This window comes from Legionella sp. km535, assembly GCF_003990085.1.
GTDB lineage: Bacteria > Pseudomonadota > Gammaproteobacteria > Legionellales > Legionellaceae > Legionella > Legionella moravica.
Map to the genome: position 1 here is coordinate 188,677 of NZ_RZGU01000003.1, position 20,555 is coordinate 209,231.

The following is a 20,555-nucleotide window of genomic DNA, read 5'->3' on the forward strand; positions in this document are numbered from 1 at the left end:
GATTCAGTAAGGGTACTTTAAAATGACCAAACAGCAGGTTCTGACAGCATTTCAGCCCAAAAGAGCATTGATCAGTGTTTCTGATAAACAAGGAATCACAGAGCTTGCCAAAGTGTTACATCAGCAAAAAATCGAAATAATTGCGACAGGCAATACCGCTGCAGTGTTACGAGAACAAGGCATACCGATTACGGAAGTAAGTGATTGTACCGGGTTTCCCGAAATAATGGATGGCCGGGTAAAAACCCTTCACCCAGCTATTCATGCCGGATTGCTTGCCCGAGGTGAACAGGATAAAAAGGTGCTGGAACAACTCAATATTAAGCCCATCGACTTGCTGATAGTCAATTTATACCCCTTTGAACAAATCATAAGCCGGCCGGATTGCGATTTTAATAATGCGATTGAACATATTGATATCGGTGGCCCAACCATGGTTCGAGCTGCAGCCAAAAATCATGCTCATACCTATGTAATTGTTTCTCCCGATGACTACGCTGAGCTGATACAGTTCCTAAGAGCAAAAAAAGCTCCAGCACAGTGGGGATTCACTCTAGCCAAGAAAGCATTTGCTCACACTGCAGCCTACGATGCGGCAATTACAAATTATTTAACGACTTTGGATGAACAGTGTACCCCAAGCGGGTTTCCCGACGTCCTTACCTGTCAATTTAAAAAAGCAAGTGAACTTCGTTATGGAGAGAATCCCCATCAACAAGCAATATTTTATGCTGATAGAAACGTTACACCCGGATCATTAGGAGCTGCAACTCTGATTCAGGGTAAGCAATTGTCTTATAATAATATTCTCGATGCAGATGCTGCACTTGATTGCGTCAAATCATTTCCAATGGATAAACCGATTTGCGTTATAGTCAAGCATGCTAACCCCTGCGGTATTGCATTGGGTGATTCCTCTTTAAAGGCCTATTTAAGAGCGTTTCAATGCGACCCGTTGTCAGCTTATGGGGGCATAATCGCTTTTAATCGAGTGCTGGATGCTGAGACAGCCAAAGCCATTATGGATCAACAATTTGTCGAAGTAATTATTGCTCCTGAAGTGAGTAAGGACGCAAAGAACCTTCTCTCAACCAAGGAAAATATTCGCCTTCTTGCAACAGGCGACTGGCGGGTAGACAATGAGTTCAGATTGAACATGAAAAAAGTGGATGGAGGTTTGCTTGTTCAGGAACACGATTCAATCTCAATGGTTCAGTGTGAACTTAAAACAGTAACTGCCAATAAAACTACAGAACAACAAATGAACGATTTATTGTTTGCCTGGCTGGCAGCAAAACATGTCAAATCCAACGCCATAGTGTATGCCAAAGACGGAGCGACCATTGGCATTGGAGGAGGACAAACAAGCAGGGTAATGAGTGCACGAATCGGAGTATGGCAAGCACAACAAATGGGCTTTAGTACTAAAGGCAGTGTTATGGCTTCAGATGCATTTATACCTTTTTCAGATACCATTGAGATTGCTGCACAGGCAGGAATTGCCGCGATCATCCAGCCAGGAGGCTCCATCCGAGATGCTCAGATTATTAAGTGCGCAGAAGACCACGGTATTGCTATGGTATTTACTGGTACGCGCCATTTTAAACATTAGGAGCTGTTGATATTGACGTGTTTCATGACGTGCAAACAGCGATGTACCGCTGTTCGATTTCACGTTCAACGCCATGGAAATTTAAAGTTTAACACCTGTTTGCCCAATTCGTGATGATTAACTCTGTTCATTTGATTGATTAAGCCCAACTGCTGCAATATCTGAAAAGTGGGCCACGGCTGTCTCATTAAAAATATGACGTCTTTCCGAGCGTAGCGAGGAATCTCCTGCAAGGTAGCACGATCCCATTAAAATGCGGCCATTAAAACCATATCAAGAGTTGAGTCTCGCGAGCCAGCCTTTTTCTGCAGGCGCCTATTGCTCATATCCTTAAATTTGTTTAGCGTGTCGAAATGATATAAAAATCCAGATACATCTTCTGATGACATCATTAAATTCCTTGTAAAAAAAGAGTTTAAAAGGTAATGATAATTAATGCATTAATTCAGATTGTGCCAATTTGCAGGAGATTCCTCGCTACGCTCGGAAAGACGTCACATTTTTAATGGGACAGCCGTGAAAAGTGGGCTTGACTAACTTGAACATATAGCAGTATATAACGTATCATCTTATTTTTAACTGAAGCTTTTGCAATTGCAGCAATGAATTTCTTGTAAAACGGTCTTCACAAGTAATTGAGAAGATCTTAATGCCTGCAAAAAGAAGGGTATCCAGAGTACCCAAAGCTTTGCTGACATTATTACGTGACTTCGTTATTTAACGAGCAGTATCACAGGAACTCCAATGCATTGCCAAAACTCTTTTGGAGCAAACTCATGACAGCTGAGCATTATCCGGCCTCACTTGTCAGCCGTCTTGCAATTTCGGGACCCACACTTGTTCCGCAGGGATACTATCGCTCCAAGCTTTTTATCGCACCGTTTTCCAGTAATTCCTTAGTTGCAGCTGCAGGACCACTTTTATCCTTACTCGAACGGCTTTGTTTAAGCCCTAGCCTTCCGCCAATAGAGAATATAAGAGAAAATATAGAGCATGAATTACGTGCCTTTCACAGCAAACTCGACGCATCCAAGTATCCACAGGATCTCATCAGCATCGCTCATTATTTATTATCCGCTACAATTGATGAAATTCTGGGTAAAAGTTATTTAAGAATATATAATCAGGCGGCTGAATTTAAATCATTTACCCCCTTAACAAGCGATGGAGCTCAACCACAACAGCGTTTTTTTGAAATTCTGAATTACATCAAAGATCGACCGAATCAATTTCTTGATTTAATCGAATTGGTTTATTTTTGCCTGATTGTCGGATTTGAAGGTGAATATCATCTAAGAGCTGATGGGCGACAAATGTTGGATAACACGATTGAAGATTTGTATCAAATCATTCAACAATACCGGTTCAATAAACCGCATCGGTTATTTAATGAAAATCCCATACCCAAAACCATTAAGAAAAGCTATAAAGCCTCGATGATAACCACTATTATCGCTGTAAGTTTTGTAGCCCTTGCATTATTGACCAGCCACATCGTATTGGAAAATAAAGCGAAGACTCTGTTGTTTGGACACACCCAACTTGCAATGCTGGATGACTAATGGATAATTCTTTACGCGCATTATGTGATGCTATAAAAAAAATACTGGCTCAGTTAAAACCTCAAAGCAATCAACTTTCCTTCATTGTTATCACAGGGAACAACGAACAGGGAAAATCAGCACTCTTAAAACAAAGTGCGATGGAAATAATGCCAGTATTCAGCGAACAGAATGCAAAAATATACTTTAACCAGCAGGGTATTATCGTTGAACTGAGTGAAAGTTGGCTCACAAACAGCAAAACACTATTACAAAATACCTTAAAACAGCTCAATCGATGCAACCGCTACCTTAAAATTACAGGATTCATTTTATGCGTTGACGTCAATGATTTATTAATTGCTGAACCCATCGCTTTTACGGAAAAACGTAAATCCCATTTACAATTATTGGAACGGCTGGGCACAAACCTGGGCTATCAAGTTGAGTTGGCATTCATATTTACTAAAATGGATACATTGGCAGGATTCACTGAATTTTATCAAATGGATCATGCCACTGAATTATCAAAACCCTTAGGCTTTTCTTTGGATTGTATTAACCAGACTCGCAAAAAAATTGAACTGTACTCACAACAATTTAACCAATTAATTGAACAAATCAGTCACCAGGTCATCGCCAAGATGCACCCCGTACGTTCAACAATTAAACGAAGTTTAATTCGTGAGTTCCCGCTTCAGTTATCCAGCTTACGTGCACCAATTCAAGCCTTGATCCAGGGAGTGTCTCCTAAACTGTTCCATCTGCATTCACTTTATTTTACGAGCGCGGAACAAGGCGGCGTCAGTATCGATCGATTAAACAAAAAAATTCAGCACGAATATGCATTGATTGTTCAGGATACCTTCCCGCAAGCAACCAACTTCAGAGCCTATTTTGTTGAAGGAGCATTGAAATCCATCCAGGAACAATGCAGTCAAGCCCCTCAAATCAGGACCGTTTCTCAAAAACCAATAATCGCCATAGCATCAAGTATTGCTGTGATCAGTTTATTGGTGTTAAGTTACAATCACTACAAAACGGCTCATTTATTGGATCAAACCAGTAAAGAATTATTGGCTTATGATACTTTAAACAGCCAAGGACATAATGGCCCTCAAGCTTTATACCACTTGACCAAAGCAGCAGACAGCATGGAACGTATTTCCGCAAACTCGGTATCGCTCCCTACAGTCCATCAATTAAAAGTCAATCTGCATAATAATGCGAAGCTCAAACTTGAAGGTGAATTTCTTCCCTCTTTAACGAATGAACTGGAACAAGTCATCACCAACCCCAGCAATACACCTATTACCCGGTATAAGGCATTGAAGATTTATTTAATGCTTGGACAGCCAGAGCATTTTTCAGAATATGAAGTCTATAACTGGTTTAAACAACAATGGCAACAATCGCCAAACGCAAACAAAAATCAGTTAATCTTATTGAAGAATACATTGAGTAAACCTCTGCGTGGTGTGCAAACCAAACCTCAAATTATCAGTGATGCAAGAAATTACTTAAATGCGCTGCCTACAAGCTATTTATATTATTCCATAGCAAAAGAATCATTCCCTGAAGCAAAGCAAAAAATTGCCATTGAAGGATTTCATTTATCAACTAATGAGTTACCGGTTTATTTTACAAAAACCGGTTTTACAACAGTGATAAAAGCCATTCCCAATATTAGCAGCAAACTTCAAGCCGAGAATTGGGTTCTTGCTCGCCAAGATTTGGCCCAACTCAATAATTTGTTAATACAAGCTTATTGTTTTGATTATGTGACCTGGTGGCAAACGTTTATAAAAAGATCGCAGCCATTGCATTATCATGATTATCAACAAGGCCGCCAGATTGTAAAATCTTTGCAACAAACTGATGCGATCGAAAAACTGATTACCCTGGTTCAACAAGCAACAAAACCTGATTTGTCGGAAGACGGTACCTCCAATTTCAATCAATTTGTTGCCCATAAATTCACTGACTTGAACTTAACCAGCACGACCAGCATTAAAGAACTAAGCTTAAGAATTAATGAGCTAGAACATTTTATTGCGACATTATCCGTTGTAAACGACGGGGGTAAAACAGCATTTTCATTGACAAAATCACGATTTATAAATGAATACTCTACAGATCCGGTGAGCGCTCTCTTTATGCAATCGCGTCAATTACCTGAGCCGCTGAGTTCCTGGGCAAAACAACTGGCAGGTGACACTTGGGTTATACTCATCAAAGACACCAGACAATACATTAATCAACAGTGGCAACAAACCGTTTATCGAGAATTTCAAAATACGATAGCCAAACGTTATCCGTTTGATTCCAGGCAAAGTGAAGAAATTCAAATACGCGATTTTAATCGTTTCTTCTCAACACATGGTGTTTTAAATACATTTTCTGAACAATACATTAAACCCTTCCTGGATGTATCCAGTGCCGAATGGAAAACTAAATCAGTAAATGATTTTGTAATGCCTATCTCCAATGACGCAATTGATGAAATCATCCGCGCCAATATTATTACTAATATGTTTTTCCCTGCTCATAGTGAGGAAAGTAAAATTGAATTTAGTTTGCAGAAAATCAGTCTGGATCCTGTAGTTGCCAGTTTAAACCTGGAAATCGGCACTACCAAATTAACTGATACTCAAAACAGCGAATCGTTTATACAATTTACCTGGCCACAAAATAATGCCAAATTAGCTTTAAATTCTATCGAAGGAAATCACTACGAGCTTGCCGAACAAGGTTCTTGGGCAATATTTAAATTATTAGAAAAAGTGAATGTTCTGGTTGATGAACAAGACAGTTCGAGTTTACAAATACTTTTTGAAGTGAACAGTAATTCAGGCCGTTATTTGCTCAAAACAAATAACCAGGTGAATCCTTTCACACCAGGAATTTTAAACGGTTTTACACTGAATGAAGCCATTGTATAAATCACTCAATTGATGTATCTGTTAAGGGAGCACAAGGATGCGTTTACCCATACTGGTGTCGTTATGTATTTTAGTAGTTAACCTGAGTGGTTGTGAACAGGTTGCTCTGATGGCTACGCCCCCCAAGAAGGCTAATGATTCCAAATCCAAACTGGCCGTTCAGGCAAAGCACTATTTCTGGACTTCATTACATCATGGGCGTTATCTAGACATTCCCAGAATTAACTATTTATTAACCGCAGCTTATCTTGAAAATCCCGATGACCCCCAATTAGCAGCCTATTTAGGCTTCACCCATATATGGAACATTACCGAACGTTTTAGAACTCAGGATCACTCACCATTAATTACCAATGAGATTGTTTTATCTAAAAAATATTTCCTTGATGCACTTCAACTTGATCCACATAACCCAATTTATCAGGGGTTTTATGGGGATACTCAGCTTATTGATGGACAGATATATCAGGATAAACAAGAAGAAGTAAGAGGCTACTTTACTTTAAAAAAAGCAATTCAAGCGTGGCCACAATTTAATTATTTTACCGCAGGCTATCCTATGAGTAGTCTTCCTGCCGATTCAGAGCATTATAAAGAAGGATTACAATGGCAATGGAAAACGCTGGATTTATGTTCTAGAACAAAAATTAATAGAAACAATCCGGATTATCATCCTTATATGAATAAAGAAATACATACAGGAAAACAAAGAGCCTGCTGGAATTCAATTATTGCCCCACATAATTTCGAAGGTTTTTTTATGAACATGGGGGATATGCTGGTTAAATCGGGAGATGTAGAAACTGGAATCATCATCTACAAAAACGCGAAATTGTCTAAAACCTACAATCTATGGCCATATAAAGAAATGTTGGAACAGCGTATTTTAAATGCCCGCAACAATGCAGTTAATTTTAATAAAAAAGCTGCGACAGCAAATAAAAGCATCCTCTTCAATTCTGGATATGGCTGCGTTGTATGTCATCAAAAATAAGAGGAATCAGAATCCTGCACATTATAAGCAAGCGGTTTAATGCAACTAATCATCTAAAGAAGAACTTACACTATGAATAAAAAAGAACAATACAGTATTATTGCAGGTTTGTATGGTAATACCCTCGAGTGGTATGATTTCATTCTCTACGCCAGTTTTGCCCCGGTTTTTGCCGAAATTTTTTTTCCTTCTGAAATTCATTTTGTTTCTCTACTTGCTACCTTCAGCCTATTTGCTATAGGGTTTATTATGCGTCCTTTTGGAGGCATCCTCATAGGGCAATATGCGGATCATTTTGGTAGACGAAAAGCACTGATCCTCTCTATGTCCATCATGACCTTGTCTACGACCTTAATTGCTTTGGTTCCAGATTATAAATCTATTGGTATTGCAGCACCCATCATTTTTTCAATTTTAAGGCTTATTCAAGGTCTGGCAGTAGGTGGCGAACTTCCTGGATCGACGACCTATTTAATCGAGCATATGTTTGCACACAAACGTGGACTTGCAGGAAGTCTGGTTCTCAGCAGCGCTTTTTTCGGTATTTTTTTAGGTGCTCTAATTGCTTCGGTATTCAGCGCTTACTTTACTGGGAATGCTCTACTGCAGGCGGGATGGAGATATACTTATTTGCTGGGTGGAGTCCTGGGAATTTTTGGTATTTATTTACGCCTGAAAAGCAGCGAATCCCCTGCATTTCAAAGCAAATCGCATCACCATAAACACGATGCGCCTATAAAAATTATTTTCTCCCAATATAAAATGCAATTATTTAAAGCAGTGATGCTTACCAGCATATTGGCCATGTCAAATTATTTACTCATCGCTTATGTCACTACATTTTTAGTCAAATATCAGGGATTTCAGTTACACGATGCTTTACTAATTAACTTATTAGCACTTTTGTCGCTTACACTATTTATTCCAATTATGGGTTATTTGTCTGATGTTATTGGTAGAAAACCTGTATATTTAGTTGGGTTAATGGCGCTCTTACTGTATGTCTTTCCATTCTTTTTATTATTGGTCAGTAAAAACTGGTGGCATGTTCTCTATTGTGAACTCCTGTTAGCATTGATACTGGCACCTATCAATGCAACCGTCCCAACCATGTTAGCTGAGATGTTTCCAACCAGTATTCGAGCCAGTGGTATTTCCACTGGTTATAACATAGGCCAAGCCCTTTTTGGGGGAACAATGCCTTTGATTGCGTTCACATTAATTGAACTCTTTAATAACCAGTTAGCTCCTGCCTGGTACCTGTTTGTTTGGGCAATTATAGTACTTGGAACTACTTTTTATGTTATTGAAACTTATAAAAACAATTTGGACTAGCTGGTTGCGCTGACACTACGATCCGTGCTTTATGCGCAGAATCTAGTAATGGTTGGAGTATAAGCAGGTGCATTTTAGTGAGCAAATGTAAATAACTGAGAAGAACAGGAACCTGTTTGCCAACAAGCAAACTACAAGCTTAATTTTCTACACATCGTCGAAAAACCAGTCCAGTTCTAGTCTCCGGATTAGGCGGTCACAGCCGCGAAAATTCGAAATTCAGCATGTACACTCACATCTCAACCAAATTCCCGCGACTGTGGCCGCGGGAAGTGGGGTAAATAGATGAAATGGCAGCAGACCCTTATTAACCGATTTTGACAGGCAACGATTTAATATTAGGATCTTTTGCATAAGCTTCCAAAATATCGGTTACAAGCTGATCAATAGCTCCGTCACGCTCGTCCTCTTCAATTAAACCGACTTGTTCCTTCATTGTTGCCAAGCGTGCTTCCAATTCCTTGGCGATAGAACCATTGGGAAACAATGCAGCAAGCAATCTTCTCGCCTCAGAAGGCCCTAAATGACGGTATAAATGATTTCTAACAGTCGCATCCTCTGCAGTCGTACTGAATGCCCAGAGTTCTACTGGCCCCAGGGTTAAGGTCAGCAATTGAACATTCACTCCTGATTTGGTAGCAAATTGCGCCAGGAATGTAGCTCCTCCTTGACGAGGGCCATGTACTCGGTTTCGTAAAGCTACTTTTGCTGTTTCAGAAAGTCCAAAAATTTCAGTGGTTTTCTCAATCGCCTGAGACGGGCCGGCATCCATAATATAAATAGCTGTCGCGAAATCAATCATTACTGGATCAAAGTCATCTACAGACTGTGACAATAAAGCAATCTGAACTTTCCACTTACGCCCTTCCCTCATGTCGATAATGACCTGTTCGCGCACAGCTGCTGATTTGGAGGTACGATGGAATTCATCATAGACAATACGCTTATGATCTTCTCTAATCTCCAGAACTCGTTGCTTATGATATTCCTTATATTGTTCCGGTATGTTATTCAAGCTTTCTTCAGTCAAGTAATAATGTCTCGCCAATACATACCGTGCCAGCATGTACATCACTGCAGTCTGCCTGTCTGCTGCGTCACCACCACTCTTGGCTACTTCATCAAGGTCAAGAGATACAACACGAGCATCACCGATATCAAAACTGCTGACTCGTGACAAAATGGGGTATTCACGTACGGCAGAAGAAATCATTCTTGAGAATGCGTTGATGAGTGATTCACCTGTTGGCGCGGTCACTTTTTCATACAAATCCTCAATCGACGAAGAGCGGCAAATGGATGCCGCGTCGGCTAGCAAAGGCATGGCATATCGTTGTGCTAACATGGCTTCATGCACAAATCCGGCTGAATACAACGAGTCTGTAACTTCCCACCAGGTAGATTTGGAATCACGTACAAACCCAATTTCCTCTAAAATACTGTCAATGAATTCCTCAACACCAGGAGCATAAGGAGTGGGATTAAATTCATCGGCCATGCTCTTATAGAGCTCATCGACGACCATACCCGCCAAATCAGGCATTCCGTCATAAGGTTTTACCGCGCCTAATGGTGTTGTGAGCAAGGTAATAAAATTCACTAAAAAGGATCGTTCCAATGCGGTTGGATAACGGCAACCCAACTGAGTATCAAATGGGTTAATAGAATATTCAGGCGTCATTCGCAAGCGATGATAAGCGACCAGATGACGTTTTGAGGCTGGCAGCGCTTCTTTTAATAATGAAATCAAACCACTACTTGACGGTCCAATATCAATAATAGCTATTCGAGGTAATCGAGTTAATCCCCCTGAGAGGCAAAGAGCCAAATTGATGGCATTGGATAATACTGATTTACCTGATCCAGGGCGAGCATAAACCAAATCAATCCAGGTTGTCTGCTCTGTAGAACCCGGTTGGAATGGCCACGGTTTACCATCAGGAGAGCGGAACAGTAAAGCGCCAGTCTTCCAGGGAGATGCCGGGCGCGTTATAGGCAGCATGGAGATCACACTTGATAAGGGAGCAACAGTAGGTACTGCAGGGCTATTCATTGTTGTTGCGAGCATTGTAGAAACAAACCCGGCAAAAGGATCCCCACAAATCTCTGAAACATCCGTCGAGCCCCAACCCTGTATTGCTTTGACTAACTCCGAACTTCTTCGTCTAAGCAAAGGCAAGTTTCCTTCATGTGCCCAGGTAGTTGCAACAACTCTCAAGCGCACAATCGCTTCATCAGTATTGAGCTGTAGGTATTTTAACAAGTTGACCGAATCACTGATCAGCCGATTTTGGGCGGAGCTGAAACTTAATATAGCGGACAAAAGACCTTTGAGTTTAATCGTACTTAAGCCTTCACTTTCAATTAAGAAAGCAATTTTCCAGGGAACATGAGAGGGTAGTATCCGCGAAAATAGGGTAATAAAAGGTCTTACATCTTTTGGAAACAAATCAATATAGGTAGACGCATAAATTTTATCACCAACCCTAACCGTTCTTAAATCAAGAACTTCTGCATCTCTGGGAATCACCTGTTTCGCCAGCGAGGGCCACAACAGATCTGAAGGGTCTCCTTCAAAACTGTTTATTTCACGTACAGGCAACTTATCACCCGGTAAAGTAGCACGCCAATTGTCTGCGGTATAATCAGGATCTGCAGTCATCCGAATTGCATGTACGGCCTCATGAACATCGAGCAATTTGGCAAATACACGTAATGCATCCAGATCATTCATGATGGCTCGTACATAGGCGTCATGAGTATCTCGTAATTCAGGTACTGCGGCAAAAATCGTCTGGGTATTTTTAAATGGAGGTATTTTATTGTCTTTAATAAATTTAGCTTTAGCTTTAAAAGATAGTTTCAACTGATCATTGGAGAGATTAAATGGACGGGTAATCAATACAAAATAAACTCTCTCTTCAGCACAGTATTGCGCTAAATAATCGACACGTTCGTCAAACAAATCTCCTAAGGTCAGATCAAGCCGCTTTGCTGTAGCTTCCGCAGGCTCGTAAATGTCCTGGATAACCTTTTTTATATTTTGCTTGTCATGACTGAAATAGACTTGCAGGGCATGGCCAGGCCTTCCCATGGCGGCCTGAAATGCATTATTTAAACCAGAGACTAACCGATCAAACTCTTCAGCTCCAGCCAGTGCGGTCACTCCTTCAATCTTTATAATTGAAATTAAAGAACCATCATGATTGACCAGGACAGTTGGACTGTCTGCAGTTTCCAAATCAACATACGACTCAGTCGTCTGCTTCAGAGAAGTGCTTAACCAGGCAAAGAAGGTATCTATACCCTCAAAAAACGATTCTGACCATTTCGCCATCCCTTATCCCCAATTTTTATTTATTTCACGACCATTCTGGTTTTATGTCACCAACCTCAGTCGTCTGATTCTTTGATATCTATTCAGCAATTTCTTCTAATGCACTGGCCGCCCATTTTTCTATCTGTTTTCTAAATTTCGCTCGTGATGGTAATAAGCACACATTTTTCAAAAGCTGACTGCTAATCTCTTGATTTGTTACGCCAGAATCAATCATTAACTGCCCAAATATTGCAGGATCACTTGTTCCCTCACCAAATTTTTCTTCAACAATTTGGGAGCGAAATTTAAAACTTCTGTAGATATTTTGTGCGCTCGATTTGTAGCCCGTGTCATTTGTAATAGCGCAAAATAAAACATGACATAAGCTGTTTAATTCAGACTGACTCAATTCAGGAAGATATATGAGTGTCCCACCGCCATAACCACCAACACCTACAGACTCAATAAAAAAACATTGAGCGCAGAAACAACATGCAGTTACCAGATTAGATAACCTGTTGTTTGTATAATCATTATCAAGGTTTACAATTTCTTGAAATAAGCGCGCTTGAAATCCACAAAACTGGCAGGTATAACGATCTCTGTTAAATATTTTTTGCTCATACGATTTAAACCGCTCATCAATTTTTCTGGCTGAATACAAACGCCAGGAACCTGGTGTAGCAATTAATTTTAATTCGCAGCGTTCTTGATTACCCGCCATATTCTCGGCTCACATTAAGCTGAATTTAAGAACCAGGGTGCCCTTAACCATTCATAGCATGAACAGTTTCAATTTTATCGCTTTTAGACACCTATGTGTAACTCTAAGTCAAAAATCATAAAAACCCATTTGGACAAAAAATCCAAATTGGGTAAAGAACGATACTCTACCCAATTTGCTTCTTTATCCTAAACAGGCTTCATACTTACTTAAATACTGTACCAGTAGGACCTGCAGTTTCTCCAGCACTTCCAAACATGGTTTGTCCTGTCACACCGAGAATAGAAGGCAGGAATAATAATGCGGCCGCAATAAATACCAGCGCGATAGGTGTTCCAATTGGAATTTGGGTAGGATTATCTTTATGTTGCTTGAACTTCATAATGGCACCAATAGAAAATCCTAAACCAGCCAAGTAGGAACCTGCTGTAATCAATTTAGCTAAACTGGTGAACGAACCAGTTATAGTTGAAGCCATATTTCCTATTGTTATTGATCCTGCTGCGGCCTCTTGACTGACTAAAGCAATTAGCCCCATGCACACCGCACTCATCAACCAGTACTTATATCCTGATTTATTGACGATTTTACTTTTCACTATTCTCTCCCAATTTTAAATTAGTCTAACCTTACCCGTATAAAGTATTATTAATCATATTAATAGTACCTACAATATTGATTGCTAAAATCCCACCAAATACATGCATTAAGCCTTTTCCAGTACCTCCTGGGGGTTGCCCTTGAGATGCAGAGCGAGCAATTAATACCCATCCTCTGACAAATGCAATTATGCCAACTACCTGTATTAACATAGCTAATGGTCTTCCAACGACGCTACCACTACCAAAAAGTGTGTCAAGCGCCTGATTACTACTATTTACAGGAGCATATTGAAGTACATTTTGATATCCGAAGGTTGATTGCATAAATGTTTTAAATGCAGTTGGAAAATAAATTAAAATCGCTCCAACCATAAGATACATTATTGGTTCTTTGACGCTGGCACTATTGGACATCATAGTTCTAGCCTCACCGTAAACCTTCAAACTATAGATTGCCTTAAATAAAAAAGCACAACCAATAAGGTAAGCACCACCTGTAAGTAATCGTTCTACAGGAGCTAATGAATTTGCAAGATTCGTTAAAATATCAGCTTGGCTTGAGATCCAGCATGAAACTGTGCCGCCAGTACAAGTTGCCATATTCGCCTCAACTATCGTCTTGACTAAACTTAATTACTTGCCCGGAGCTGGTTAACACTCGACCCTGTAGTGAGTCAATTAATTTAACCACTCCATATCCTGCAATATTTGTCCCTTCTCTAACTGTAATTGTAGAACCATTTGAGCCAATTAGCCATGCGCGACCTGGAATTACTGCCTGAATATTATATTTAATACTCTGAGGCACATAATGAGCAACTGGTTTCACTTTTTTAGGCTGTGAACGAGCAATCAACACACCAATAACCTCTGATTGTTTGGCTAGTTGATTTGATAAAGTCCCCATCACCTGGTTGAGATTGGCAATTTGCGAATTCAAATTATTAATATTATTGTTAATCGCTCCAATCTGGTCACTAAGAGCGCTCACCTCTGATCTAAGACTTTGTTGAGATGCTTCAAGAGCAGAAACTTTATTGGTCAATTCTCTTTCCGCTTGTGAGTCAATTTGCTTAACCTGTTGAATTTGCTGAACAGGGGCAGGAGTAATCGTTGTCGTTGGTGCGGGTTGTGTTGTCGCCACTTCTGTTATAGTCGGTACAGCGGCCTTGTTTGCCACGGGTTCTGATGTACCTGAGAAGAACATATAACCAATGAACTTATACAACACCATAGCAAAAATAACCAAACCAACAGCAATCAAAGCGTTCCGTTTTATATTCTTTTGCTCAGAATGTTGCCCCTTCCCGGAAGACAGGTCGCCGCTTTGACCCAGTTCAGCTCCACCCATTGATTCATTTTCAAATGAATCCAGCTCCGCAAATCGATATTCATCATTATCTTGATCATGTTCTGCCATTATTCTTCTGCCATCAAGTTAAATAGTTGTTACATCTTGTGTAAATAAAATTCCCAAACCAGTTCCCGAAAATACTTCAACGGTAGTTGGGGTATTAAACAATTGTTGCGCTTGCTGTCCCCAGCTTTTACCTACTGTTGCCAAACCGATAACGGCATTTTCAAGAGAGGATCGACCGATACCATTCGATACGGTGATATTATTTCCACCACCAGTACCGCCTATGCTTACAGTAGTATTCGCTGATTGGAATGCATTACCGAATCCTTCAATAAATGAAGAAGCAAATAAAGAACCATAACGCATTAAATAATGATGGTCTGTTCTGCTGGATAATGCTGTTCTCGCTGTATTGGGATCAATCGCGAATGCAGATATTGAAGTTGTTTTTGCCGCACCAGGCACGGACATGGTATTAAAGGTAATCACCATTTTATCCGCATTGGAAGGTAAATTAAAACTGCCTATCAATTTAGCGCCCTTCAATTTGCCGGTAACTATAGTTGCTAAAATTGGGCCTGGTTCATCACTGTTGACTGAAGTATCCATGACAGCAAATACTATGTCACCCGTTTTAATGATAGCCTTTTGGGGTGGAGCATTGTTTTGTGCCTGCGCCTGTTGTCCTTGAGCTGCAGGATTTGTTGAGCCAGCAGGAGCAATTTCACTTGCACCAGCAGGTTTTTCCTCGGTTCCTGCTGTGTATACCTGAGTACTAACTGTTTTCCAGCCTTGTATTGATTGATTTGCCGCAGAAAGCATATCCGAAGTTCGTTGCTGGATTTTTTGTTGGTATTTTTGCTCAGCCATCTGTTGATTTTGTTTATTTAAAATCGCCTGCAGTTGATCACTACTGGATGCAGCCTGTGAAGCAGATGTTTTCTGACCAGGAAAACCAGGAATACCGGTTAACGAAGAAGGATTTTGTTGCAGGTTAGGTTCTTGCAAACCTGCCATGCTTGATTCTGCTGCAGAAAATCCTGCTGCTTGCAATTGACCTGCAGTAAATCCGGCATCTTTCAGTTCTGCAGCTGTATAGCCCGCATTTCGCAGTTCTGCAGCACTGTAACCAGCATTTTTTAGCTCAGCGGCTGAGAATCCAGCATCCTTCAAATCTTTAGCACTGAATCCCGCATTTTTTAAATCAGACGCTGAAAAACCGGCGTCTTTAAGTTCTTTTGCGCTGAATCCTGCATTTTTCAATTCCGCAGCCGAGAAGCCGGCATCCTTCAGATCTTTTGCACTAAATCCCGCTGCTTTAAGTTGCGCAGCAGAAAAGCCTGCAGCTTTTAGTTCTGCAGCACTAAAACCGGCATCCTTCAGCTCCTTTGCACTGAATCCAGCGGCTTTCAGATCTTGTGCTGAAAAACCTGCATCACGTAATTCCTTGGCGCTAAATCCTGCATCCTTCAGATCTTTTGCACTAAAACCTGCGGCTTTAAGCTCAGCAGCAGTAAATCCCGCATCCTTCAGCTCTTTTGCGGAATACCCTGCTGCCTTTAATGCCGCTGCAGAACATCCCATTGTTTGTTTAATAGTAAGGGCGCTTACACCTGCAGCCCTGGCTTTTTTTAATGACTCAACACTGCAATCAGCTGTTCGACCGCTGGCAATAATAGACGCAGGGCTTAAGCCGGCATCTTGCAATTGTTTCTGAGAAAAACCCGCAGCAAGTAATTCAGCGGGTGTAAATCCCGCATCCATTAAGGATTTGACATCAAATCCAGCTTTTTTTAATGCTTCTGCGCTGCAACCATTTAAATCTCTGATCCGTTTAGCAGAAACACCTGCATTAAGTAATTTTTTCAACTTATCGGGATCACAACCTGCTGCTTTCACATCTGCATCAGACAGAGCGCCAGCAGAACTAATCTCTTGCGGGGTGAACCCGGCATCTGCCAATTCTGCATCGCTAAAGCCAGCAGCCTTCAATGCCTGCGCGCTGCACCCGGCATATTGTTTGATCAAAGCAGCACTAACTCCAGCGGCTCTTTGTTTTTTTAATACTTCAACATCGCAGCCAGCATTTTTTATATCATTTGGTGTTATTCCTGGAGGTAGTTCCGCACCAGCTGCTCTTATTTCCGCGGCAGTAAAACCAGCTTTGGCAAGCTCATCTGGTGTAAACCCTGCATTTAATAAATCGCGTGCAGTAAACCCGGCAGCTCTCAGTTCATCGGGTGAGAAACCTGCCCTCTTTAGATCCGCCGCACTAAAACCGGCATCCTTCAACTCTTTGGCAGTATAACCTGCAGCTTTTAACTGTTCTGCACTACACCCTGTAATTTTTCGAATTGCAGAAGCGGATACACCTGCTTTACGTAACTTGGTTAGAGCAGCAACACCACATCCTGCTTTTCTTACGTCATCAGCAGAGATTCCATCGGGTAAACCACTGGCCTTGGCAATTTCATTATCAGAAAATCCAGCTCCTTTTAATTCGCCATCAGAATATCCACCATCCTTCATTTCCTGAGCGCTAAATCCAGCATTTCGTAACTCACACGCATCAAAACCGCAACTTCTTAATCGCGCCGCGGTGTAACCTGCTTCTTTAAGCTGTCTGGCATTATATCCTGCGGCTCTTAATTCTTTACACTCACAGACTTGCTCCAGATCCTTAAGAACAAAACCGCTGTCCTTCAGTTGCACACAACTGCATGCTTGCTTCAGATCGTTTAATAAAGCGCCCTGATTGATTACTTTATTAATAACTGCCTTACTGCAACCACCATTTTGCAGATCCTGTATCCACAAACTTCGTTGGGCCCCTTCATCATCCTCTCTGGCTAAAGCAGTAAAACCAACACCACTTTGCCCACCCTGTGCACCAATAACCCCTACACCCTCACCCAGTGCCTGGGTACGAATAATGGTTGGTATGGCGCTACCGCCCGTAGTTTCGGCTTGTTTGGCTTGGGTAATATTCTGCTCTTCTTGCAATTTGGCATATTGTGCTGTTGGATCAAGCACACCAGGAATGGATTGAATTCCAGGTGTCACGCTCACTGAAGCTTTTGATAAAGGGCCTTGAATGGTACTTCTTAGCTTCATGTAACCAATAACGACAGCGATAATCAACAGGATTAATGTAAAAATGATAATCACTCGAGTTCGAGTATTGGAAAACAGTGACTTGATATTTTCTTTTCTGCTTGCCATGTTTTTATAACCCTTCTACCTTAAGTTGCATGACTTTGCCATGCCAGGACACTAATAACACCGGAGATTTTTGCATTTCATAAGCATGCGTTCCATCAGCACTGGTCATACTTGCTAACCAGCCCGGTGACAATATCGTAAGATTGGTTCTAACATACATTTTATTATTGGATAACCATGCACGTGCATCACCACCACTAACTACCAAACGAGTACTTCCAGCAGGAGGCACACCATCCAAAACATGAAGTAATATATCACTGGCTGAAGGAGGTATTCCCTCTTCCATAGGCATTGTTTTTGCGTTAGGGCCATAGCCTTGTACACGCAAATCAACACGATAATCAACGGCTTTCTGTCCTGGAATCAAAGTTAACATGACAGGCGTATTCAAGCCTCTTAAGCGCACAGCCAGATTACCGTAGTTGTATAACTTCATTGCTTGAATCATTAGGGTATTACTGGTCTTATCCCATTGGATGTTAAATGCGGAAGGATCACCTAAATCATATGCTGAAATCGGCCAAGGAGCGCCAGTAGAATCCAGAAAAACCAAAGAAGAAACAAATCCTTGCGATAACCTGATCACCGGAGGGGTAGATCCTGGCGACAAATTAACAAATTGCGATGTGGCAGTTGGCTTTGGTGGAGTGCCAGGAGTAGATGCCTGAGCATACTCCGTTGTTTGATACATTTGTTTTAAACGAACAATTTGTTCGGGGCTTAAAGGATATAAATTCCGAGTCATGTCTTTGAATGCTTTATTGTCAATGATTTCAGTTTCTGATTGAGTTATTGCCTGAGTATCACTGTTTGAAGAATTCTGTGACTGATTTGTCGATGGCGAAGGAGTCTGTACCGTACTGGGAGGCGATTGATTACTCGCATTAGCTGCAGATGGGGCAGCACTTCCACTTGAATCATTAGAACCTTGACTGTCCTGACCAGGATTCTGAGATAATTTTTGCTGCAACATCCGTAATTGCTGTAAAGCCTGTTTTGCATCATCGCCCTGGTTTGCTGCAAAACTACCCAATGGCATCAGACTAACCAATGCAGCAAGAATCTTAAGTTTAAATTTTATTTTTGATTTCATCATCATTAATTCACCCCACCACTGGCAGGTCCGACTACAAACTGTGATATACCAATACCGCGAGGGGAATTTAAAGTGGATACTCGAGTAATCAACATGGTTACCACATTATTTTGCTGTGTAAATTCGCTGGCACTCTGATATGTAACCAATATAGGCATTTGTACCCGCCAGGAATAACTGCCATTTAATACCCCTTTTTGCAAGATAATAGGTGCACGGGTAGCAACAGCTGAAACAATCAACTTCTTAGCTTTTACTGCATCAAGATTGTTTGAAGACTGAAGAGCATTAAGAAATTGATCCCAGCCATCCGCAGTAAAGAAACCGGAGGATGCCTGCAACTCGTCTCTGTAGTTAACAAAGTTGTAGGTAAAAGCAGCAATTGCCGCCTGGTTTGCCCATTGCAATACCGCAGAATCGGATTGATTTGGTTCATTCAAAGGAAACAGTGGGGTAATGCGCCCATTAATTGTTGTTGCAAAATATCGAGGAGCGGGTGGATGAGTTAAAATATAAACCAACATCGAACCCAATATAAAATTAACCACAATAGCAATCAAAAGCGCTAATATTACTTTACGCTGGCTATCTTTATAAAACTGATTTCTTAATGCTACAACTGCTAAGGCATCTTCAGCCATAATAACCTCTAATTATTGCGGTATAATCCTTGGTACATCATCTGTTGGTGGATCCGGCTCCAGTAAAGGTACAGACGATTCATTTGGTGTCGGTATCGACTTTAGCTTGACCGGGGGAGTAACTCCACTGGTCGCGTAATAATCTCTCTCTGGCTGATGCAGGTAAAGGTAAAATATCAATACACCAATAACACCACTTATCAAAAGTGAAAAAATTAAGGCAACCAGACCACTTCGGTAAATATTAACATTAAAGTTTTTATTTCTTTGTATTAATAACCAATTTTCCCGGCTCATAACTTCCTCAATTGACTACAGCACGTCGAAACGTAATTTCTACTCGGGCATTTGGTGATTTATCGCCTCCCTGGTTAAAACTAGCTATAGGTTTATCACTACCTAACCCTTGTGTAAAGATAAAACGGCTATCAATACCTTGAGACCATAAATATTCTGCTACTACTCGGGATCGTGCCATAGTTAATGCCCGTTCTCTTTGAACGGATACGTATTTACTGCTGTAGCTCGTTACTGTAATTGCTACTTTTCTAAATTGTTTAAGAAACGTTGATATTTCATTTAATAAACCATAGGAAGACCATTTTATATGAGGAGTTTGATCATCAAACAATGCGCTTGCAGGAATACTAATTAAATAATCCTGGCCTATAGTGACTACCTTTATACCGCTTTTGTTCAATTTGGTAAAATACTTCATGATAGTAGAGTCACAGGCTCCTTGAACTTTACAAGGCAGCTTTGGATCATCTTCATCTGGAACATAATGGGAGCGATGACAAGCACTGAGCAAAAGCAAGACCATCAACCCAATGACGCGGATCATTATAATGATGTAGTTAGTACGCACTGATCTCACCCGTTATCCCCAATTTTGAAAAAAGACTTCATGTGTTATCTATGTCTAACTATCTTAAACTACTAGCCGATAATAAAAACATACAAATCATTACGTTACAATGAATTTAATAAAATTGCTATTTTTTTAAAGAAATTATTTATACTGCGCAAAAGAGAACTGTTGTTTTTAATTGATCGTGAATAAAATAAACTCTTGGTGAGTTAAATTAATACGTTCAAAACGGAAGAAAATAGAGCGAAATACCTTTCAGATGGTAGTTGTGCCTAAAAGCACCTGGAGTAAAG

16 protein-coding genes are annotated in these 20,555 nt (G+C 40.7%); 5 read left to right on the forward strand and 11 right to left on the reverse strand.

All coding sequences use genetic code 11. From position 1 onward, the window contains the following. Positions 1-22 precede the first annotated feature (22 nt). Entirely contained in the window at positions 23-1,612 is a 1,590-nt protein-coding gene (gene purH / locus ELY21_RS03100; protein ID WP_127106778.1) for a bifunctional phosphoribosylaminoimidazolecarboxamide formyltransferase/IMP cyclohydrolase, read from the forward strand. Positions 1,613-1,860: 248 nt separating this feature from the next. Here the strand turns inward: purH and ELY21_RS15550 are convergent, their stop codons facing one another. Beyond that, positions 1,861-2,004: a hypothetical protein gene (locus ELY21_RS15550; RefSeq protein WP_158618503.1), complete on the reverse strand. Its 144-nt coding sequence runs from the start codon at positions 2,002-2,004 to the stop codon at positions 1,861-1,863. Between the two features lie 384 nt (positions 2,005-2,388). Between ELY21_RS15550 and icmH the strand changes: the two genes are divergently transcribed. The 4 genes from icmH to ELY21_RS03120 all read left to right on the forward strand — a co-directional run bounded on the left by icmH (position 2,389) and on the right by ELY21_RS03120 (position 8,424). Next, a complete protein-coding gene (gene icmH, locus ELY21_RS03105) occupies positions 2,389-3,174 on the forward strand; it encodes a type IVB secretion system protein IcmH/DotU (RefSeq protein ID WP_028383664.1) in 786 nt (261 codons plus the stop codon). Then, complete coding sequence (gene icmF, locus ELY21_RS03110) at positions 3,174-6,095, forward strand: type IVB secretion system protein IcmF (RefSeq protein WP_127106779.1); 2,922 nt, start codon at positions 3,174-3,176, stop codon at positions 6,093-6,095. The genes icmH and icmF overlap by 1 nt, the downstream gene beginning before the upstream one ends. Before the next feature lie 37 nt (positions 6,096-6,132). Then, positions 6,133-7,089, forward strand: coding sequence for a hypothetical protein (locus tag ELY21_RS03115; protein WP_127106781.1), 957 nt, complete (start codon positions 6,133-6,135; stop codon positions 7,087-7,089). A gap of 72 nt (positions 7,090-7,161) precedes the next feature. Beyond that, positions 7,162-8,424, forward strand: coding sequence for an MFS transporter (locus tag ELY21_RS03120; protein WP_127106783.1), 1,263 nt, complete (start codon positions 7,162-7,164; stop codon positions 8,422-8,424). 307 nt (positions 8,425-8,731) lie between these two features. On the opposite strand, the gene ELY21_RS03125 is transcribed toward ELY21_RS03120, so the two are convergent. The 10 genes from ELY21_RS03125 to icmN all read right to left on the reverse strand — a co-directional run bounded on the left by ELY21_RS03125 (position 8,732) and on the right by icmN (position 20,268). Then, entirely contained in the window at positions 8,732-11,761 is a 3,030-nt protein-coding gene (locus tag ELY21_RS03125) for a type IV secretion protein IcmB (protein ID WP_127106785.1), read from the reverse strand. Positions 11,762-11,840: 79 nt separating this feature from the next. After that, entirely contained in the window at positions 11,841-12,467 is a 627-nt protein-coding gene (icmJ, locus tag ELY21_RS03130) for a type IVB secretion system protein IcmJDotN (protein WP_127106787.1), read from the reverse strand. 205 nt (positions 12,468-12,672) lie between these two features. After that, positions 12,673-13,020 carry a hypothetical protein gene (locus ELY21_RS03135; RefSeq protein WP_051190594.1) on the reverse strand — a complete coding sequence of 116 codons (348 nt, stop codon included), beginning with the start codon at positions 13,018-13,020 and terminating at the stop codon, positions 12,673-12,675. A gap of 76 nt (positions 13,021-13,096) precedes the next feature. Continuing rightward, positions 13,097-13,669 carry a hypothetical protein gene (locus ELY21_RS03140; protein ID WP_028383657.1) on the reverse strand — a complete coding sequence of 191 codons (573 nt, stop codon included), beginning with the start codon at positions 13,667-13,669 and terminating at the stop codon, positions 13,097-13,099. Positions 13,670-13,676: 7 nt separating this feature from the next. Beyond that, positions 13,677-14,492 (reverse strand): type IVB secretion system protein IcmG/DotF, encoded by an 816-nt coding sequence (gene icmG, locus ELY21_RS03145; protein WP_199741625.1) that lies wholly within the window; start codon positions 14,490-14,492, stop codon positions 13,677-13,679. Between the two features lie 15 nt (positions 14,493-14,507). After that, a complete protein-coding gene (gene dotG, locus ELY21_RS03150) occupies positions 14,508-17,651 on the reverse strand; it encodes a type IVB secretion system protein DotG/IcmE (protein WP_127106791.1) in 3,144 nt (1,047 codons plus the stop codon). Between the two features lie 4 nt (positions 17,652-17,655). Continuing rightward, complete coding sequence (icmK, locus tag ELY21_RS03155) at positions 17,656-18,693, reverse strand: DotH/IcmK family type IV secretion protein (protein WP_233588650.1); 1,038 nt, start codon at positions 18,691-18,693, stop codon at positions 17,656-17,658. Between the two features lie 59 nt (positions 18,694-18,752). Then, positions 18,753-19,391 (reverse strand): type IVB secretion system apparatus protein IcmL/DotI, encoded by a 639-nt coding sequence (locus ELY21_RS03160; RefSeq protein WP_028383653.1) that lies wholly within the window; start codon positions 19,389-19,391, stop codon positions 18,753-18,755. A gap of 12 nt (positions 19,392-19,403) precedes the next feature. Then, complete coding sequence (gene icmM, locus ELY21_RS03165; RefSeq protein ID WP_028383652.1) at positions 19,404-19,688, reverse strand: type IVB secretion system protein IcmM/DotJ; 285 nt, start codon at positions 19,686-19,688, stop codon at positions 19,404-19,406. A 7-nt stretch (positions 19,689-19,695) separates the two neighbouring features. Next, positions 19,696-20,268 carry a type IVB secretion system protein IcmN/DotK gene (gene icmN / locus ELY21_RS03170; protein WP_127106793.1) on the reverse strand — a complete coding sequence of 191 codons (573 nt, stop codon included), beginning with the start codon at positions 20,266-20,268 and terminating at the stop codon, positions 19,696-19,698. Between the last annotated feature and the right edge of the window lie 287 nt (positions 20,269-20,555).

Excerpts from the sequence above, each read along its gene's own strand:
- purH (WP_127106778.1), top strand. The coding sequence starts at position 23 with ATGACCAAACAGCAGGTTCTGACAGCATTTCAGCCCAAAAGAGCATTG.
- ELY21_RS15550 (WP_158618503.1), bottom strand. The coding sequence starts at position 2,004 with ATGATGTCATCAGAAGATGTATCTGGATTTTTATATCATTTCGACACG.
- icmH (WP_028383664.1), top strand. The coding sequence starts at position 2,389 with ATGACAGCTGAGCATTATCCGGCCTCACTTGTCAGCCGTCTTGCAATT.
- icmF (WP_127106779.1), top strand. The coding sequence starts at position 3,174 with ATGGATAATTCTTTACGCGCATTATGTGATGCTATAAAAAAAATACTG.
- ELY21_RS03115 (WP_127106781.1), top strand. The coding sequence starts at position 6,133 with ATGCGTTTACCCATACTGGTGTCGTTATGTATTTTAGTAGTTAACCTG.
- ELY21_RS03120 (WP_127106783.1), top strand. The coding sequence starts at position 7,162 with ATGAATAAAAAAGAACAATACAGTATTATTGCAGGTTTGTATGGTAAT.
- ELY21_RS03125 (WP_127106785.1), bottom strand. The coding sequence starts at position 11,761 with ATGGCGAAATGGTCAGAATCGTTTTTTGAGGGTATAGATACCTTCTTT.
- icmJ (WP_127106787.1), bottom strand. The coding sequence starts at position 12,467 with ATGGCGGGTAATCAAGAACGCTGCGAATTAAAATTAATTGCTACACCA.
- ELY21_RS03135 (WP_051190594.1), bottom strand. The coding sequence starts at position 13,020 with ATGAGTGCGGTGTGCATGGGGCTAATTGCTTTAGTCAGTCAAGAGGCC.
- ELY21_RS03140 (WP_028383657.1), bottom strand. The coding sequence starts at position 13,669 with ATGGCAACTTGTACTGGCGGCACAGTTTCATGCTGGATCTCAAGCCAA.
- dotG (WP_127106791.1), bottom strand. The coding sequence starts at position 17,651 with ATGGCAAGCAGAAAAGAAAATATCAAGTCACTGTTTTCCAATACTCGA.
- icmK (WP_233588650.1), bottom strand. The coding sequence starts at position 18,693 with ATGCCATTGGGTAGTTTTGCAGCAAACCAGGGCGATGATGCAAAACAG.
- ELY21_RS03160 (WP_028383653.1), bottom strand. The coding sequence starts at position 19,391 with ATGGCTGAAGATGCCTTAGCAGTTGTAGCATTAAGAAATCAGTTTTAT.
- icmM (WP_028383652.1), bottom strand. The coding sequence starts at position 19,688 with ATGAGCCGGGAAAATTGGTTATTAATACAAAGAAATAAAAACTTTAAT.